This is a genomic window from Helicobacter sp. NHP19-012, from assembly GCF_019703325.1.
Classification (GTDB): Bacteria; Campylobacterota; Campylobacteria; order Campylobacterales; family Helicobacteraceae; genus Helicobacter; species Helicobacter gastrofelis.
On the sequence record NZ_AP024819.1, the window covers coordinates 495533 to 513832 of the forward strand.

16 protein-coding genes and 2 pseudogenes are annotated in these 18300 nt (G+C 42.8%); 14 read left to right on the plus strand and 4 right to left on the minus strand.

Annotation, left to right across the window (positions count from 1 at the left end; all coding sequences use genetic code 11):
* The first annotated feature begins 8 nt into the window (after positions 1 to 8).
* Together K6J74_RS08895 and mnmE are read left to right on the plus strand one after the other, a co-directional pair.
* Positions 9 to 775, plus strand: a pseudogene (locus K6J74_RS08895) (Jag N-terminal domain-containing protein).
* A complete protein-coding gene (mnmE, locus tag K6J74_RS02595) occupies positions 768 to 2126 on the plus strand; it encodes a tRNA uridine-5-carboxymethylaminomethyl(34) synthesis GTPase MnmE (RefSeq protein WP_221272329.1) in 1359 nt (452 codons plus the stop codon). Before K6J74_RS08895 ends, mnmE begins: the two are co-directional and overlap by 8 nt.
* Before the next feature lie 9 nt (positions 2127 to 2135).
* On the opposite strand, the gene K6J74_RS02600 is transcribed toward mnmE, so the two are convergent.
* Positions 2136 to 2300 carry a hypothetical protein gene (locus tag K6J74_RS02600; RefSeq protein WP_221272330.1) on the minus strand — a complete coding sequence of 55 codons (165 nt, stop codon included), beginning with the start codon at positions 2298 to 2300 and terminating at the stop codon, positions 2136 to 2138.
* 451 nt (positions 2301 to 2751) lie between these two features.
* Here K6J74_RS02600 and K6J74_RS02605 point away from each other — a divergent pair, with 451 nt between their 5' ends.
* Both K6J74_RS02605 and K6J74_RS02610 read left to right on the plus strand, forming a co-directional pair.
* Positions 2752 to 3588 (plus strand): ATP-binding cassette domain-containing protein, encoded by an 837-nt coding sequence (locus K6J74_RS02605; protein WP_221272331.1) that lies wholly within the window; start codon positions 2752 to 2754, stop codon positions 3586 to 3588.
* Positions 3585 to 4235 carry a class II aldolase and adducin N-terminal domain-containing protein gene (locus tag K6J74_RS02610; RefSeq protein ID WP_221272332.1) on the plus strand — a complete coding sequence of 217 codons (651 nt, stop codon included), beginning with the start codon at positions 3585 to 3587 and terminating at the stop codon, positions 4233 to 4235. The genes K6J74_RS02605 and K6J74_RS02610 overlap by 4 nt, the downstream gene beginning before the upstream one ends.
* Before the next feature lie 2 nt (positions 4236 to 4237).
* Here K6J74_RS02610 and K6J74_RS02615 read toward each other — a convergent pair whose 3' ends face one another.
* Positions 4238 to 4834, minus strand: coding sequence for a peroxiredoxin (locus K6J74_RS02615; protein WP_221272333.1), 597 nt, complete (start codon positions 4832 to 4834; stop codon positions 4238 to 4240).
* A gap of 190 nt (positions 4835 to 5024) precedes the next feature.
* Between K6J74_RS02615 and K6J74_RS02620 the strand changes: the two are divergent.
* The 4 genes and pseudogenes from K6J74_RS02620 (at position 5025) to K6J74_RS02635 (ending at position 9614) form a co-directional block, all read left to right on the plus strand.
* Positions 5025 to 6690 (plus strand): annotated as a pseudogene (locus tag K6J74_RS02620) (ABC transporter ATP-binding protein/permease).
* 262 nt (positions 6691 to 6952) lie between these two features.
* Entirely contained in the window at positions 6953 to 7444 is a 492-nt protein-coding gene (locus K6J74_RS02625; protein WP_221272334.1) for a KdsC family phosphatase, read from the plus strand.
* Positions 7445 to 8357: 913 nt separating this feature from the next.
* Positions 8358 to 8621 carry a hypothetical protein gene (locus K6J74_RS02630; protein ID WP_221272335.1) on the plus strand — a complete coding sequence of 88 codons (264 nt, stop codon included), beginning with the start codon at positions 8358 to 8360 and terminating at the stop codon, positions 8619 to 8621.
* A gap of 351 nt (positions 8622 to 8972) precedes the next feature.
* Positions 8973 to 9614, plus strand: coding sequence for a hypothetical protein (locus tag K6J74_RS02635; protein WP_221272336.1), 642 nt, complete (start codon positions 8973 to 8975; stop codon positions 9612 to 9614).
* Positions 9615 to 10529: 915 nt separating this feature from the next.
* On the opposite strand, the gene K6J74_RS02640 is transcribed toward K6J74_RS02635, so the two are convergent.
* Entirely contained in the window at positions 10530 to 10976 is a 447-nt protein-coding gene (locus K6J74_RS02640; protein WP_221272337.1) for a hypothetical protein, read from the minus strand.
* Positions 10977 to 12270: 1294 nt separating this feature from the next.
* Here K6J74_RS02640 and K6J74_RS02645 point away from each other — a divergent pair.
* Entirely contained in the window at positions 12271 to 12441 is a 171-nt protein-coding gene (locus K6J74_RS02645) for a hypothetical protein (RefSeq protein ID WP_221272338.1), read from the plus strand.
* A gap of 692 nt (positions 12442 to 13133) precedes the next feature.
* Here the strand turns inward: K6J74_RS02645 and K6J74_RS02650 are convergent.
* Positions 13134 to 13913 carry a protein rep gene (locus K6J74_RS02650; RefSeq protein ID WP_221272339.1) on the minus strand — a complete coding sequence of 260 codons (780 nt, stop codon included), beginning with the start codon at positions 13911 to 13913 and terminating at the stop codon, positions 13134 to 13136.
* A 51-nt stretch (positions 13914 to 13964) separates the two neighbouring features.
* On the opposite strand from K6J74_RS02650, the gene K6J74_RS02655 reads away from it, so the two are divergent.
* The 5 genes from K6J74_RS02655 to K6J74_RS02675 all read left to right on the plus strand — a co-directional run bounded on the left by K6J74_RS02655 (position 13965) and on the right by K6J74_RS02675 (position 18273).
* Complete coding sequence (locus K6J74_RS02655) at positions 13965 to 14324, plus strand: hypothetical protein (RefSeq protein WP_221272340.1); 360 nt, start codon at positions 13965 to 13967, stop codon at positions 14322 to 14324.
* Between the two features lie 450 nt (positions 14325 to 14774).
* Positions 14775 to 14984, plus strand: a complete 210-nt coding sequence (locus K6J74_RS02660; RefSeq protein WP_221272341.1) for a hypothetical protein — start codon at positions 14775 to 14777, stop codon at positions 14982 to 14984.
* Positions 14985 to 15345: 361 nt separating this feature from the next.
* Positions 15346 to 15783 carry a hypothetical protein gene (locus K6J74_RS02665; RefSeq protein ID WP_221272342.1) on the plus strand — a complete coding sequence of 146 codons (438 nt, stop codon included), beginning with the start codon at positions 15346 to 15348 and terminating at the stop codon, positions 15781 to 15783.
* Between the two features lie 728 nt (positions 15784 to 16511).
* Entirely contained in the window at positions 16512 to 17780 is a 1269-nt protein-coding gene (gene eno, locus K6J74_RS02670; protein ID WP_221272343.1) for a phosphopyruvate hydratase, read from the plus strand.
* A complete protein-coding gene (locus K6J74_RS02675) occupies positions 17755 to 18273 on the plus strand; it encodes a shikimate kinase (RefSeq protein ID WP_221272344.1) in 519 nt (172 codons plus the stop codon). Before eno ends, K6J74_RS02675 begins: the two co-directional genes overlap by 26 nt.
* Positions 18274 to 18300 lie beyond the last annotated feature (27 nt).

The following is an 18300-nucleotide window of genomic DNA, read 5'->3' on the forward strand; positions in this document are numbered from 1 at the left end:
GAGTTGGCATGCAAACCATCAACGCCCCGAGCCTAGAAGAGGCGATCATTAAGGCCTCTTCACTGCTAGGCTGTTCGGTTGTGGATTTAGAGTATGAAGTGGTGCAAGCCCCCTGCAAGGGCTTTTTAGGCTTAGGCAAAAAGGAAGCCATTTTAAAGGTGCAACGAAAACCCCAAATCCCAAACCCCAGCCAAGAGTCCCCGCAATTTACCCCCCCAAGCCCAAGAGCTCCAGCAAATCCAAGCCACCACCCCCACAGCCCCCAAATCCACAGCCCCCAAATCCCAGAAAACCCCACGCCAGAAAAACAAACCCCCAAATCCAAGCCAACCACAAACTAACCCAAATCCAAGCCGAGCTAGAGAGTTTATTTAGTCACCTGCCCTACGACATAGACCGCATAGAAGTGCGCCTTTACAACCCCCAAACACTTTTAATTGAAATCAACGGCCCCGACTCGGCGCTCATCATAGGTGAAAAGGGCTACCGCTACAACGCTTTGTCTTACTTGCTCTTTAACTGGATACACTATAAACACAATTACAATATCCGCCTAGAGGTGGCGAGCTTCTTAAAAGATCAAGAGGAGATGATGGAGGTGTATTTGCAGGGCGTGATGATGGCCGTGCATGAGGTCGGCAAAGCGCAAACCAAGCCCCTAGATGGCATGCTTTTACACATTGCCCTAAAACGCCTAAGAGAGGCATTCCCTAATAAGCATGTAGTGATCGAACAAAACAGCCAACACGAGTCGGTTGTGGTGGTGAATGACTGACACCATCGCCGCCATCGCCACCCCCCCCGCCCTAGGTGCGATCGCCATCATAAAATTAAGCGGAGATCAGAGTCTAAAAATTTTACAAACCCTCACCCACCGCCAGCACTTCCCCCCAAGACGAGCGATCTTGGTGGATTGTTTTGAGCCTAGCGGAGATTTATTAGATCAAGCCCTAGCCCTTTACTTTCAAGCCCCGCACAGCTATACGGGCGAGGATGTGGCTGAAATCCAATGCCATGGGGGGCTTCTTGTGGCTAGACTTATCCTAGAGGCTTGCTTAAAAGCGGGGGCAAGGCTAGCCACAAGTGGGGAGTTTAGTAAGCGGGCGTTTTTCAATGGACGCATGGACTTGTCGCAAATACAAGCCCTGCAACAACTCATAGAGAGCCAAAACGCCTCTATGGCTAAGGCAATGGCTAAACAGCTTAAAGGCGGGCTACAAGACTTTGTGCAAACGATCCGCACCGCCCTACTGGAGCTCATCGCCACGGCTGAGGTGTTGATCGACTACGCTGAGGAGGATTTGCCCGAAAATTTACCCGAAACCCTGCGCGCTAAAATGCGTCCCACTCTAAAGAAGTTGCAACACACCCTAGAGGTATCTAAAGCCAAACAAGCCCAATTAGAGGGCTACACGCTTAGCATTGTGGGTAAGCCCAATGTGGGCAAGAGCTCGCTTTTAAACGCCCTCTTGTTGCAAGAGCGCGCGATCGTAAGCCCCCTAGCGGGCACTACTAGGGACACGATTGAGGAAGTGGTGTATCTTAATGGCTCTTGTGTGCGCCTTGTGGATACAGCGGGCATTAGGGAGGGGGCGGACTTTGTGGAGAGCTTAGGCATTGCCAGAAGCAAGGCACGCATGCAAGAGAGCCAAATCATTTTGGCTTTATTTGACTTGAGCCAAGAAATGGACGCGCAAGATAGGCACATTTTAGACTTGCTTAACGCACAACAAGATAAAACGATTCTTGTGATTTTAAATAAAAGCGATTGCACGCCCAAGCTCGATACAAACGCCCTTTTAGCAAAACTGCCTTTTTTAAAAGCCCCCCCGCTTGTGTTGAGTGCCAAAGAAAGCCCTTGTTTGCCCTTGATCCAAGAAGCCCTAGCCCCCTTCATGCAAACCGACTTGCCCGATGTGATCTTGCCCACCTTAAGCCAACAAGAAGCCCTAGAAGCCACGATAGCCCACCTACAAAGCGCACAAAAGCCCCTAAAGAGCCTAGAGCTAGAACTCTTTGCCTACCACATTAAAGACGCACTAGAGAGTTTAGCTAAGCTCACAAGCCCCTACAATACCGAGGAAATGCTCGGGGTGATGTTTTCTCAGTTTTGCCTAGGCAAGTAGCTAAAACACCTAGCCGTGGTTGAAGAAGACATTGAAATGGCGCACGCCTTCTTTGATGATGAGTGTGCCGCTTAAGTCGTCTGTGTTGATTTTGGCAATGAGGTTTTGCTGGGCTAGAGGTAGGGCGATGCCAATGCTGTATTTGGAGTGCTTGTAGCGGTAGTTAAAGCCCACATCTAGGTTTAAATGCCGCTGTTAAACCCCCCTTCAAGCTATAACCCCTCCACAACGCCCGAAAATCCACAAACATGCCATAGAGCTTTTAAATTTAATTTATGGCACACAACCCTAGCCCCCTTTTGTTGCAGAGGCAGTAGGTGCTGTGATTAATTTTAAAGCCGAGACGCATCCATCCCCACAGGCGACTAGGTTAATGGCGTGAGCCCGTTTTGGGCATAGTTTGCTCGTTAGCGGTGGTCATACACAGATTGACATTGTGCAAGTTGTAGGGCAAAAAGCTTTCGATCTGTGGCTTGCATCTTTGAGTTGTGTTTGTATAGGGTGGTTGGTGTTGAAGATGAAATGTCAAAAACCGGAGAGAAAACCTTTACGCATACACATGTCATAATGTGGTCATCGAATTTCGATGTAGTGTTTTGAAACTTAGACCTATTAAGATGAGAACATGTTAGAGATTTTTATAGAAAAATGTTTAAAGGGGGGCGGCGGGGATTTTTGCTTACAAGTGGATTTAAGCCTAAAATCTGCGCAAACCATTGCACTTATGGGGTCTTCTGGCGTGGGTAAAAGTACCCTGCTACGCACGATCGCCGGGCTAGAGAGTCCCGATAGTGGGCGCATTGTTTTTAAAAATAAAGTGTGGTGCGATACGCAACAGCACATTAACTTAAGCCCCCAAGAGCGCAAAGTAGGATTCGTTTTCCAAGATTATGGGCTGTTCCCCCATTTAAATGTTTACCAAAATATTGTCTTTGCTAACCCTAAGCACCCTAAAATTGCTGAGATCATCGCCTTAATGGAGCTGGAAGGGCTTTTAAAACGCCCCATTGCTACGCTCTCAGGTGGACAGGCGCAAAGGGTCGCCCTAGCTCGGGCAATTTTGCGGGTACTCGATGGCGGCTCTCTCTTATGCCTAGATGAGGGTTTGAGCGCACTAGATTGGCGCATGCGATCCAAGTTGCAAGAGCAAATCAAGTTTCTGAGCACACACTTTAACTTCACAACTCTATTCATCACCCACGACTTATTCGAGGCGTATAAAATGGCGGACACTCTTATTTACTTAAAAGAACAAGGGCAAATCCATAGCGCAAAAATCCAAAGCCTTAACCCCAAAAAAGGCTTGCATGCCAAAGTGCTGAAACACCAAGAAAAACAACTAACCTTAGCCCTTGAGCCACAAATTTTATCCTTGTCCTGCACCAAAGAGCTTAAAGAGGGGACCTATGTGTCTTTTGAGTTTGAAAATCTTAAAATAAATGTGTTAGAATCCCCACCATGAGTAATGTCTATGTACGAGAAGTGGATCAAAAACTCCTAGGACAACTGCAAAAAGTGTCGTTATCGATGTTTCGCAAGGGTTTTTTTAGCATTTTTAGAGGCTCTATCTCGGCACGCGTGGGAGCAACGCGTTTCCTCATCAATAAAAACAATGCGGTTTTTGACAATCTAGACGAAGAATCTTTCATTGTTTTACAAGATAAATTAGACTACCGTTGGCGGGAAGCAAGCATAGACACTAGCATCCACGCCAGCATTTACAGCCACTTCACAGAGGCCCGTTTCATCGCCTATGGCCGTCCTCCACACGCCATTGCCTACTCCTTAACCCACGAATATTTAACCCCCAAGGATTACTTAGGCTACACGCTTTTAGGGCAAAAAATTGAAATCTACGACCCCAAAAGTTATAAAGATTGGCAAGATCGCTCCCCTGTGGATATTTTGCACTATTTACAAGCGAGCAAAAGGCGGTTTATTTTTATCAAGGGTTGCGGGATTGTGGCTTACCACAGAGAACTACAAGGCTTACTGAAAATCTTTGACTTAATCGAGGGGGGCTGTCAAATTTTGCAATTTGCAAACCTAGAAACAAACCCCACGGGGGCAAGCCAAATAAACTTGGCAAACCCCACAGGTTCGTTTTAGAACTACAATTTACTAGCGTGTTCTTTGAGGTATTCAGCCACACCTTCATGGCTAGGTTTCATGCCTGCATCGCCTTTTTGCCAACCAGCAGGGCAAACCTCACCATGTTCTTCAAAGAAAACCAAGGCATCGACCATGCGCAACATCTCGTTCACATTACGCCCCAAGGGAAAATCGTTGATCACAGCGTGGCGGATTTTTTGGTGTTTGTCAATGAGAAAGGATCCCCTTAGAGCCACAGCGTTTTCAAAAAGCACATCGTAAGCCCTAGCGATGTCTTTGGTCACATCTGCCACCATGGGGAAAGTAACTTGGCTGATCCCACCCTTTTCTACCGGAGTGTTTTTCCAAGCATAGTGGACAACTTCGGTATCGGTAGAAACCCCGATAACATTGAAGCCTCTTTCATTAAACTCTTTCACGCGGTGGTCAAAAGCAATGATTTCAGAGGGGCAGACAAAGGTAAAATCTTTGGGCCAAAAGAATAACACAGCCCCATTGCGCCCCAAATTCTTAGACAATTCAAAATGTTCATCGACCTGATTATTAGGCAAAACAGCAGTGGCCTTAAAATCGGGAGCAACTTTCGTAACCAACATAAAATCTCCTCACTAAATATTTTGGTTTTGTTAGCAAAAACTAACGGGCGCATTGTAGCCAAATATCCGTTAACAATCAAGGCGAGTTTTAGGTATAATTTGTCTTCCTAAAATCGCACTTGAAGGATTTGCTTGGCTTCTAGGAAGCGCGTTGGTTCATTTAGGTTTTTTTTTGCGTTCACTTATCCAAATGTCTGCCTTGTTTGATAAAAGGGATAAAAAAATCTTAATCTTACTGGTTTTTATGTCGATCTTGATGTCTTTGGTTGAAGTCTTTGCAATTAGCATGATCATGCCTTTCATCACGCTTGTCAGCTCGCCTGATTTGATTTTATCTCACGCTTCTGCCCGCATGATCTATAACGCCTTACACTTTCAAACCCCCTGCACTTTGCATATTTTTTCAGTTTTGCACTTGTTGGGTTTTACATTTTCCGCTTGGGTTATGGCGTATTGTTTGCCTATATGAACAATCGCTTTGCTAGTAAAAAGGCACATATGCTCGCCCAAAGATTGTTCATGCGCAATCTTAAAAGATCCTATTTAGAACACATCAATCTTAGCCTAGATAGGATCAGAGACACCATTATGGTTAAGAGTGGCGGTGTAACAGAGAGCTTGAATGCCCTTTTGAACTTATTTGCAGAACTCAGCGTGATGCTTCTTTTATACGGAGTCTTGGTCTACACGAATTGGAAAATGACTTTTGTTTTGACTTTTATCCTAGCCTTGCAAGTGTTTTTCATTACAAAATACATGTCTAGATTTATCCAAAATAAGGGATCTATTGTCAACGACTCTAATGCCAAATCCCTAAAAATTCTTTCTAAATTTTTTGGTAATTTCAAGTTCACCAAACTTAAAGATAACCACGAAGAAGCCTACCAAGCCTTTAGCCAAAACAGCCTAAACAACGCTAAAGCCATCACCACTTACAACACTTTACAAGCGATCCCTAACCGTTTTTAGAAACCGTGGGTTTTAGCCTTCTCATTTTATCGGTTGCTTATGTCTTATACAAATATGGGGAGGCCAAAATGGTCTTGCCTATCATCTCCATGTATGCCCTTGCGCTTTATCGCATGTTGCCCTCGCTAAACCGCATTTTAGAGCAATACAACATCATTTGCTACAGACAACAAGCAATCCATGGTGTCTATAAGGATTTGAGCCACCCTATTCAAGAGGAGGGGGTGTTGGAGTTGCCCTTTAAAGAGGCGATCCGCCTTAAAAACATCAACTTTGCCTACAAACACACCCACCCTATTTTGCAAAACATAAATTTGGAAATCAAGCGGGGGCAAAGAGTCGCCTTTGTGGGTCCTAGCGGATGTGGCAAATCTACTTTAGTGGACATTATTATGGGCGTGCTTTATCCAAATGCGGGACAAATTTTCATAGACAACACCCCCCTAACTTCTCAAAATATCCGCACATGGCGGCAAAAGATCGGTTACATCCCTCAACACATCTACCTATTTGACGGCAGTGTAGCTGAAAATGTCGCTTGCGGGAGCCCATTAGATGAAAAACGGGTGATAGAGGTTTGCAAAATGGCACATATTTACGACTTCTTGTGCCAACATAGCGGGATTGAGACCACCATAGGCGAGGGGGGAATCAATTTAAGCGGGGGGCAAAAACAGCGTCTGGGTATCGCTAGGGCTTTGTATGACAACCCAGAGATTTTAGTTTTAGACGAGGCGACTTCGGCTTTAGACACCCCCACAGAGGCAAAAATCATGGATGAGATCTACGGCGTAGCGGAAGATAAAACTTTGCTTATCATCGCCCACCGCCTAAGCACCATTGAGCGGTGCAATGTCAAAATTGATCTAAGTAAACCCGCTGTGTGAGCGCATCTAAATTTTAAGTTTAAAATCTCCACCATAGACCACATTGGATACTTTGGCTAATTTTGTTTGCATAAAAGCACCTCTTAGAGCTCTTAGGGTTTTTATGGAAGTTTAAATTGTCTAGTGAAGAAACTATTAGAGCTAGCTTTGATAAAGTTAAACATTTGAGCTTACTTATTTTGGCTATATAAAGAAGATATAATGGTGGATTATGGTTAAGCTGTGTCAAACAAGGTTTTAAATCAACAAAATAAGGACAATGATGGTTGGCATTCGGGTTTTTTTGTGCGATTGTGATGGCACTTTGACAGATGGGGGGATGTATTATTTAGAAAGCGGGCAACAATTCAAAAAGTTCAGCGTGGCCGATGGGATCGGCTTTGAGCTCTTAAAAGAGGCGGGGATCAAAACGGGCATTTTAACGGGCGAGGTTACGCCCATAGTCGAGCAGCGCGCCAAGAGGTTGAAAATGGACTATTTATATCAAGGCTGTAGACCGCAGGATAAGCTAGAGGCGCTGAGAGAGATTTGTGCCAAAGAGAACATTAGCCTAGAAAATGTCGCCTATGTGGGCGATGATCTCAACGACTTGCCCGTGTTGGAGTGTGTAGGTTTTAAGGGTTGCGTGGCCAATGCCCACCCCCACTTAAAGGCTTTACCCGGCATCATCATCTCACCGAAAAATGGGGGAGAGGGGGGTGTGCGTGCGCTCATTGATTTATGGCTAAACAATCCTAGAGAATTGAGAAGTTAAACGCGAATCAAGTGTTGAAAGATTTAATCGTTGGCCATGTTTTTATCCAACAACCCCCCAGCCAAAAGTTACTATAAGGGGGATGGGGTGGCATAAAATTCCCCAAATTTCAGACGGGCATGGCCCTAGCGCAGCATTTTAGACAGCTTTTTAACTCTTCTAAAACAAGTGGGGCATTGCTTTGTAGACTTGGATGAAATTTATGATCTTTTGGAGCAAGACAAGCCCCTACAAAACGCTGTGCACCTCACCCTAGATTGAGGCTTTGCCTCCACTTACGCCAAATCCTGTCCATCTTCAAAGCGCACAACACTCCTTTCACGGCCTACATCATCGCCGACTACATCAATAAAGGAGGGATGTTGAGCCCCAAGCAAGTTCAAGCTTTAGTCAAAAGAGCAAGACTTTAACCCTAGCACTTACCTTGCCGGTCCAAGAGCTTTTTAATGTTAAATTTAAGTCTAATCCATGAATCGATGGTTTTGAGTGTTTAGGGTGAAGTGAAAAGCGCCTTTCCATCCAATGGGGACTCAAACACACATCCCTATCGTCCAAAATGAAATTAACTCACAATTTTAGCATGGGCGCAACACATAAAAACCCACTATAGGGATCAAATCATGAAAGTCTTACACCTCAACGCCACGCTCACAGGGGGCAATGGGGTATTTGCGCCTACATAGTGCTTTGTGCAAAAAGGACATAGAAAACTTTGTGTGGGTGCTAGGTGGGGACTGGGCTAGAGCCAAATATTTTAAGTCCTGAGAGCACCCTAGCCAAAGCTTGGGTGTTTGTGCGCCCTTATTTGGACAAAGCCCCGATTTTGCTCTACTCCAAGCACAAAAAGGAGGTGTTTAAATGCCCTTTGAGTACGGCCTGGCCACTTTGGGGTTTGTAACGAAAAAATGGGCACATGCAACCCCCTAACTTTAACATTGTGGGGGTGAGCTCTTGGATTTCAAATTTAGCGCACCAAAGTGTGCTTTTAAAAGATAAGTCCCATTGTAACATCCCCAATCCCATAGACACAGACAGCTACAAGCCCCTAGACGAAACCTTTTGCCAGCAGTTACTGGGGCTAAACACCTCTAAAGAACCCGTGGGCTTTGGGGCAAGGATGTCAGCGACCCCAAGGGTTATGACCTGCTCTTACAAGCCTTGCGCTCTTGCTTGTTAGATTTAGAATTGGTTGTGGTGGGGATCGGCTAAACCGGCTTATTTGCCCTTTAAACCCACTATTTGGGCGCACTGCATGACAGTGGGTGCTAGAGAGCAATTAAGATAAACGCAAAAGCTAGGGCGCATGCTTTAAATACAACGCCCTAGCCGAGTGTTTAAAAATTTTCGTGGTATTTTTAGCTAGAGACACAAAAGGAATGCGTGCGAAGGATTTCAACGCCCTAGAGAATGCTAGGTTTGGCTATGAAGTGCTCTTGAAGGGGCACTTTAGAGCACCCTAGCCTGGTCAATGCGTTTAAACCTTTAAGGATTTCTAACAATACCCCTACAAGCGTCTGTTGCTTGGGGGATGGGATTGTGTGGAGTCTTGGGCGGGATAGGGCATTTTGTGGCAGTGTTTGAGGACATTGACCAATTCATCAAAGATTTCAAAAGAGGGGGCGACTCAGACACCACGCAAAAGTTAGTTGTCTTAGAAGCGCAAATCCCAACACCACAAACACCGCAAGAAATACCTTCTTCCACACTACAACAAGAATCGCCCAAAGCAAGGACACAAGAGGTAATACGGACCGAGCTAGAAACCCTAAGGACCTATCATGGGCAGATTGTAGACTTACACACCCCAGATCACATTTTCATAAAAGTGCTCTTAAAAGATATTCTACACTACCCCACAGGGCATATCAAAGTATTGTTTAAGATCACAGCACAAGAACAAAAGGTGGTGCAAGCCGAGCTGGAATGGGCTAAAAAATGCCCTAACTTTTTTGAAGACTTTAAAAAATACTCCAAACACCCTCCCACTGCAGAGTTACTAGAAAAATGCTTTACCCAAATTTTTCAAAGTTTAGAGCAGTTTGAGAAAATGATTAAAATTTCCCAGTTTCATACAGAAGCACAAAAAGAGAAGTCCAAAGTTACCACGGGTGTTTGGGAGAATTTTTTGAAGATGAACAGCCACAACACAACTTTAGAAAGGTCAAATTAGTGGATACGAGATTTTCTCAAACAAGCACAATGGTGCTAGGCTTGTTTGAGATTATCGAAGGCACCGACAAAGATTTTTACATAGCAGGGGAGCATAAGCTTTACATTGAGAAGTTTAACCAGAACGGGCAAGAATACTTTACGCATGTCTTTGCAAGTCCCCAAGACTTTATAAACAAAATATATACTTTCATCAAATCATTATTTTAGCTACAACATAATTCCCCATAACTACGACATAAACCAAAACCCGCACTCTAGCATGCCCTCATCGCTTTTAGAGCCTTTTATAAGCTTAAACATATTTAAGGTTTTCTCCACAAACAGCCCAAACCCATAAATCAATATTAAATCAATATAAATAGAATTTTAGCCCCCACGGCGTTTGAGTGGCAAATTATGCAAATAAGCTTGCGGCGTGTTTTTGCGTAGCAAATGGTTAATCCGCAACACTAGCTTAGAACAAGAAACCCGAGCCCTTAAAGCTGATCTAAAAACAGCAAAAACAGAAGCAAGGAGTCGGGCACACATTTAAGGCTTTTGAAACCCAGACCATTCATCTCACCAAGAAGTATGTAGCTTCCGTTACCACAGGTGTAGCGGTGCATATATATCAAGTGGTGAAAAGATTACAGCGATCTATAAACAATGTCAAGAAGAGATGATCTAACAAGTGGGCGTGTATGTGGCGTTGGGTGAATAGTTGAAAGTGAGCAAATTCAAAGTTCTTAACAATGTGAAAAAACTTTTTAGTAAGGGGGTTAAAGACCCCGTAAACCTATGAAGATGTGGAGTGGGGTATTTCTTAGGAGCTAAGATTTTGTGAAACAAACTAGGGTTAAAGTTAGATGAACTGCCTTGGCTGTCGCAATTCTTTTTGGCTTTATTGGATTCACTAAAGTAAGTGGTGAAATTTTTATTGTTTAAGCCTTTGGCTGTCTGTAAATCTTTGATAAAAAAAAGAATGTAAATTGGTGAGTTCTGTGTCCATATTTTTGAGTAGAACAAATCTAAAATTGTCCTTATCTACCTTATATTTTTTACAAAGGTCTAGAAAGGTTGCATCAAACCCTCGTTCCTCAAATTGTACCTGCAATGCATGCTTAAGCTCTTTTTCATGGGTTTGCATGTCCTCTGTAAGCTCTTGGTTTTCACGCACATAAGCACACATGGTGTAAAAAGTCTTGTCTTCTACAAAATTTAAGTCTTTGTCAAATATGAGAGCTAAACTAAATTTATCACCCCTAATAATGTCATCATTGACGTCTTCAGCGAAGATGTTGTATTTTTCTCTGAAAATCTTTACGATTTCCTCAAAGGCAAAAATCCCAAAAGTAACGCACAAGCCCCATTTTCTTGTCATCTTTTATTTTTTATCTATCTTTGCATGCTTGTAGCTCGTTTAAAAAATATTGCTAGTAGTCTTTTTAATTTGTAGTAGCAAGATTAGCTGTATGTGCGTGCATAGGCATTCCATTTACTCCCTAACTCAACTCATGGTCTTGATTTTGTCCTTAAAAAGCCCTTGTATAAAATCTTCGATGCAGAAAATGGGCATTCGATTCTTGTATCTAAAGTCAATACAGACATTGATAAAATCGACCTGTTCTGATTGGATTTGTCTTGTATGCGTGTGTCCATACAACCAATAAGTCTTAACTGAAGGTTGATTCTCTTCTCTTTGTGCCCACTCTGTTAGAACTTCATCGGCAACCAACTGATTGTATTCTCTAGAATCGGGCGGGTAATGACACATGATGAATCTGTAGAGATTGTCCATTTCTAAATCAAAAATGTAAAAAGCTTGTCTAAGACACAAAAATTGCAATTTGCATAAGCTTTGTCTGGCAACACATCGTGGTTGCCCCTGATCAAGATTTTTTGACCTTTTAGGCTGGAAAGAAGGGTGTTGAGCTCTTTAGAGGTTTTTCTCAGTAAAGTGAGATCTCCCAAATACCAGACCGTGTCTTGTGGTTCTATACAATCTAAGCATGGCAATCCATTCTCGATTGAGCTCTTCTACAGATTCAAAAGGGAGTGCTGAATACTTAATGATATTTTTATGAAAGAAGTGCAGATCTGAAACGACATAATTTTTCATTTTCGGTTTCTATGTGATTTTGATTACTATGGAGTTTAGCATAACAAGCATCAAGAAGTATAGATGAGAGAACTTTGAAAAATTGGAGGCAGAGTTTAGAAAAGAAGCGACATGCATCGCCATACTCAAAAGTGGGGCAACTCTGTATTGGCAAGTCAAAAAATCCTCACTAGGAGTAGGTTAGTATAAGGTCCGTGAACCACAATGCGCTTTCTGTCTGTCTTGTATTTTTCGTTTCCACAATCCCCTAAAACCGTACTTTATTGACTAAAATATTCTACTTTTGATATGTCTTAAATTTTGAAGAAGATAGTGGACAAACTTTTTGATGAGATGAGTGGATGCGCAGAAGAAAAATACAGAACAAAGTCGCTAAAAAGACCTATGTTAAAAATGTTTATTGTATTCGTATCTATTGTATTCGTATCGACTATAATGTGGGGCATGAGGTTTATGGCAAATCGGCAAGTTTTACACACCCTATGTTAGTGTTAAAGATGTTGTTGCTAGATTGTTTTTAGGCATCCCCCTTAGTAGCCAAATTCAAAAAAGCAATATGCCTACTATCACCCACCGTTTCAAAGACAGCAAAAACACAGAACAGATCGCTTTACTGCGCCAAATTAGAGCCTTTGATGTAAAGCGCAGACAAACCAAGATTGCCCAAGTGAGCGATGAAGTGTCAAAGACCATTAAGGACAAACTCAAACGCGAAGTGATTGATTAACATTCCCAACTTGCAAAAACCGCCGTAGGGTAGCTAGTCCTAGAAAGAGAAACCCTTTCTCAAGTGAGTTAGGGTAATTGTAATACGATTGGTTTTAAATGAGACTGAGCTTGGTGTGCAGACACAAGTCTAAATACTCTGCAATCCCCCACAGCCGCTTTAAAAAAGCTTTAGAGGATATGGACTAATCATCTTTGGCGGTCTCACTGCTTTCACCATAATTACAATTCCTCTAATCTATTTTAGATACGCTCAAGTAAAAAATTTAAGAGTAGCTGAATTTACCAATGCCCCCATGCTCAAAAACCTTGTTGCCCAAACACTCTATAACATGGGCATGATCTACAAGAAACGGGGATTAGGTAAGGCTAAAACTTTTCTGCGAAAAGCTGTAGATTTTGGCAACGAAAATGCCATGAAAGCTCTGCGAGCCATGGAGCGTTAGAACGCCATGTTAAAACTCATAAGCGTTTTGATCTTATTGGCAGAAATCCCACTCGTCTTTAGCGGGTGGACACTTCACCACTGATTGACCGCAGAATACATGGCGCACATACTTTTTTGGGTTTGGGTTTACTTAACCCATAGAGCGCACTATAACAACGGAACTTGCGCAGTCTACGCTATAGGTTTATAGTGCATAGCGCGCCCCGTGTCTCCAAAAGTTCGCAAGCTTACACATAGCGCACCGCTCAAATACGCCGTGGAGGCTGTAAGTGCTTAGATAAATAGCCTATAACATCTCTAACCTTCAATAAATAAGTTTCATCATACCATTCATAAAATCCATTCTCAATTTTTTCCCATAGGCTAGAGTCAAGATTATCAGACACAAGTGGTTTATATTGTTCAACTAATCCGCCCTTATTATATTGACGAATACCCCTTACTTGATTGTCTAAGATACTAAAACTCTCTTGGTTGAGTCTAGTTACCTTAGTAGGTTTCATACAATGAAGCAAAACAGATTCTAAGTTGCTTTTAACAGATTGCACAAACACAATGGGATTATAATCTACACATAAAGCCTCATGCCACATTTGCACCCACTCAGCTTGTTTAATGTAGCCATGTGAAAAGTAGTTAGGGGACACAACTAAAATACAATGGTAATGAGGATTACACTTTTGAGCAAAAATCTTGTTACCTAGAAACCTAGTGATGCGGACAAAGCCTAAAATATTGTCTTTCCATTGCGGAGTTTGAGTTAGTCTATCCCATGATTGAGATAAATGCTCAATGGAAGCTCTCAATTTGTCCATACTCGCATTCTTCATCGTCAGAGTAAGAAAAATATACACCACTTTATGGTCGTGTTGTATTTGATTTAGAATACTGATGGTTTCCATCATCAAACGAGTCACTTTGCGCCACAAACATACGGGACACCAGCGCTCACCACTGCCAAGCGCACCCAAGAGCAATGCCAAAGCCAAGGCGACGCCGATGCTCTTAGTGTCTATACTAAACAAAGAAAACCTTAAAGGCGGGTTTTAGGGCACCTTAATGGTTTTAAAGCAAGGGTGAGTCGTTATTTATGGAGTGCTGTCGTTAATCTCAAAGACACAATTACCATGCAAAACCTAGAAAGGCTAGCAAAACATTTTAAAAACAAATACGGCTTTCAGTGCTACCAAATCGCTATCCATAGAAATGAGGGGTATATAGATGATAAGGGTAAAGTGCAGATCAATCACCACGCCCACATGGAATTTTTCATGCTTGATGAGCGCACGGGCAAAAATGTTTTTTACACCATAAACCGCCAACGCCTTAGAGAAATCCAAAGCGAAGTCGCTGAGATTTTACACATGCAAAGAGGCGTAGATAAACGCATAGCGGGACTAAACGCATTGAGCCTAGAGCTTACGCTCAGCTCATAGAGAAAGAAAAAGGTGGGCATTAAAAAGTTGTGAATGACATGAAAGAGGTGGTGTATAAGATAGCAAGACAAGCTAATATTATAGGGCTTGATGCGTTAGGCTCTCTCAACACTCAAATTAAAATAGAAATACAGAACGAAAGAGACATTTTGAAAGTCTATGAAACTAGGTATGACTATGGATAAATTGCATCAACGACAACCTTCATCGTTACAAAGCCGATAGCCTAGAACACAATATTTTAAAAACTAAACACGAGCAAGCCAAGCAAAACAATCAAAGACTAGAGAGTGCTTACAAAGTTTTAAAGCAAAACTACCAAGACCTAGAAACAGCCATTGTTGATCTTGCAAGCGTGATAAAGCAAGAGCAAAAAATCCTCCACTCCATTTAGACAAGAAGCTTACAACTAAAGAGCTTACAGCCCTTTGTGGCAATGTCCGCAAGCACATGATTGCTGTCAATGCCAAACTTGGGGAGCTAAAACTCTATCCGCAAAAGGTTTACAAGGCGGTTAGTGCATTGAAGCAGCAGAGACTCATCTTTGCCGAAGTAAAGACCAAACTTGCCAAGATAGATGAACAAGCTAAAGCGGACTATGGGGAGTTACAAAAGAAATACGAGGGTTACCTAAGCCCTAATGAAGTGCAAGCGCAATAAAAGACTATCTAAGTCTTGAGCAGGTAGAGGATAAGATAAATGCCATAAAGACCCAATACGAGGATTATCTAAGTCCCAATGAAGTTAAGACTAAATACGAGAGTTACTTAAGCCCAGAACAAGTTGCAGAGCAATACAAAGACTATCTGAGTTCCAAGCAAGTGCAAGACAAGATAAATGCCATCGCCAAACAATACAAAAAACACTTAAGCCCTAAATAGGTAGAGGATAGGGTAAATGTTACAAAGACTCAATACGGGACTACCTTAGCCCTGATGAAGTTAAAACTAAATACAAGGATTGCTTAAACACCGAGCAGATAGAAGCAAAACGTCTAAAGGATTTTAAAAGCCTTTGCTCTTTGACGGGTGATAGCAAAGACACAGCGCAAGAGAGTTTAGCGAGCCTTGGGGCGAGCATTAGACAATTTAAAACTAATTTAACCGCACTTTGTGAGTGGGCAGGTGGAGGTAAGTGGCAAACACCTAAATATGCTAAAGAACACCTTGAAAAAAGCATTGACAAGCTCAAAGAACGAGCAAGCAAGGCAGAAACAGTCGAAAACGCCAGAACTAGTCTAGAAACCGTCTTAGACACTATCTACAGCGTATTGATTGAGCCAAAAGAACAAGATGACAAACTCACAGCCCAAGACAAGCTCAAGGCTATAGAAACTAGGTTTCAATTAGAAAAAAATAAAACTGAAATTTTAGACATCATCTATAAAAGACTTAAACACTCTTTGCGAGAGCTTGGGCATCAATGTAGATCAAAACAGCACACCCCAAGAAACACTTAAAAGACTCACAGAATCAATTAACTCTATAAACTACGCACAAAAGGCTAAGGACATAGAAATCGAAACGCTTAAAGAACAAATCAACACCCTAAGCACTCCACAGAAACAAGAAGCTAAAACACAAGAGAGGGGGGCAACAACAAAACAAAAAGCTAAAGCTTTCTTTGAAAATCACTCCAAAGAACACAAAGATGCAAGCTTACACGGCTTTGTATGTAAAGAGTGGGTGTTTTGGATGGATGATGCCAATGGTAAAAGGTTAAAGGCACACTTAGAAGAGATGATAGATAAACGAGTTAATCCAAAGTCTCAAATCTCTGTCCTTTGACAATTTAGAAAAAGCAAATGATAGTTTTAGTCGTTTGTTACATGAGCTTGGGTATGGCATACAATCGATGGCTTGTATACCCCGCTCATATTCACCCAACTCCACAAAGCTTATATGATGCGCTTGCGCCTAAAACCCCTGAGATCAAATTAGAGCAACCCACAGCATAAACATTGTGAAAAGATGTTTTAGATTTCATTGCTGAGTTAACTAAGATAGATCCTCATGAGGCTAGTGCAATCTTAAACGATATGGATAGCGTTGTCCGCACTAGCAAATTTGACCCACACACTATCCCAAGTCAAGTAACATATGCAACACAATGAACACACTTAAGTCGACCTAACTGCTTTTTAAATCCCTTTTATTTTGCTAACATGTTCCCTTTTAAAGGAGAAATATGAAGATCGAATCGGTAAAGGCTTATGAGGTGTTGGATAGTCGGGGCAACCCCACGCTCAAGGCGCAAGTAGAGCTTAGTGGGGGCTTTTTGGGACACGCCATTGTGCCAAGCGGGGCAAGCACGGGTAAAAAAGAAGCCCTAGAGCTTAGGGATAAAGAGCCGGGGCGATTTTTAGGCAAGGGGGTTTTAAAGGCGTGCAACTTTGTCAATCAAGAAATTCAAGAAGCCCTTGTGGGGCAATGCCCCTATAACCAAGCCAAGATAGATCAACTCTCGCAAAATTTAGACGGCACGCCTAATTACAGCCATTTAGGGGCGAATGCGGTGCTTAGTGTGTCTATGGCATTAGCAAGGGCGGCAGCACGCTCTTTAAACCTGCCCCTTTATGCCTACTTAGGTGGGCTAAATGCTAGCTTATTACCCGCTCCCATGCTAAATATCATCAATGGCGGAGCGCATGCCAATAACCGCCTAGACTTTCAAGAGTATATGATTATGCCCCTAGGCTTTGAGAGCTTTAAAGAAGCACTCAGGGCAAGCGTAGAGGTTTATCACACGCTAAAAGCCATGCTTGCCGATGCCAAGCAACCTACCAGCGTGGGCGATGAGGGCGGGTTTGCCCCCGATTTTAAGGACAACACCGAGCCTTTAGAGTGGATATTAAAAGCCATTGAAAAGGCGGGGTATAAGCCGGGCGAACAAATTGCCCTAGCTTTAGACATTGCCAGTAGCGAGCTGTTAAACATTAATGGTAACTATGTGCTAGCCGGGGAGAATAAAGAGCTAGAAGCTAGCGCACTCATTGAGTATTATGCAAACCTTGTAGAAAAATACCCCATTGTATCTATTGAGGACGCTTTGGGTGAGGAGGATTACAGCGGTTGGGCTGAAATCACGCAAAAGTTGGGCGATAAGGTGCAGTTAGTTGGTGATGATTTATTTGTCACCAATGCGACACTTTTAAAAGAGGGTATAGACAAGCATTTAGCTAACGCCATTTTAATCAAGCCTAACCAAATTGGTAGTTTGACACAGACCATGCAAACCATGCACCTAGCACAAAAGTCGGGCTATGCTTGCGTGATGAGTCATAGGAGCGGAGAGAGTGAGGATAGCTTTATTGCCGACTTTAGTGTAGCGCTCAATACAGGGCAGATTAAAACGGGCGCGCCTACAAGGGGGGAGCGCACCGCTAAATACAACCGCTTACTAGAAATTGAAATGGCGACTAACGCCCCCTATGCTGGACCCACTCTCTTTAAATAATAAAATTTGGCTCATCGGCTTTATGGGCTGTGGCAAAAGCACCTTAGGGGCTTGTCTAGCTAAGGTGTTGGGTTATCGCTTTTTAGACACGGATTTACAAATCGCCACACAAGAGAATTTGAGCATTGAGCGGATTTTTAAAGAAAAGGGGGAGGCGTATTTTAGGCAGCTAGAAAGGGCTTTAGTGGCAAATTTAGAGCAAGTGCCAAGCCCCTTAGTCATCGCCACAGGGGGCGGACTGCCTCTTTACACCCCCTTAAAAGGCACAATCATTTATCTGGCCCTAGACTTTGAAAGCCTATACACAAGGCTTTTCAACGATCCAAACCCCCGCCCGCTCTTTAAAGATAAAGAGGGTTTGCACGCCCTTTACACCCAAAGAAGCCCGCTTTATGCAAAAATGGCGACTTTAAAGCTAGATGCTAATGCCACACCCCAAGATTTAACATTACAGCTTGTAACACTCTTAAGAACCAAATCCCCTAGTAACTAGGCTTATTAACATGTATGGGTTATAATG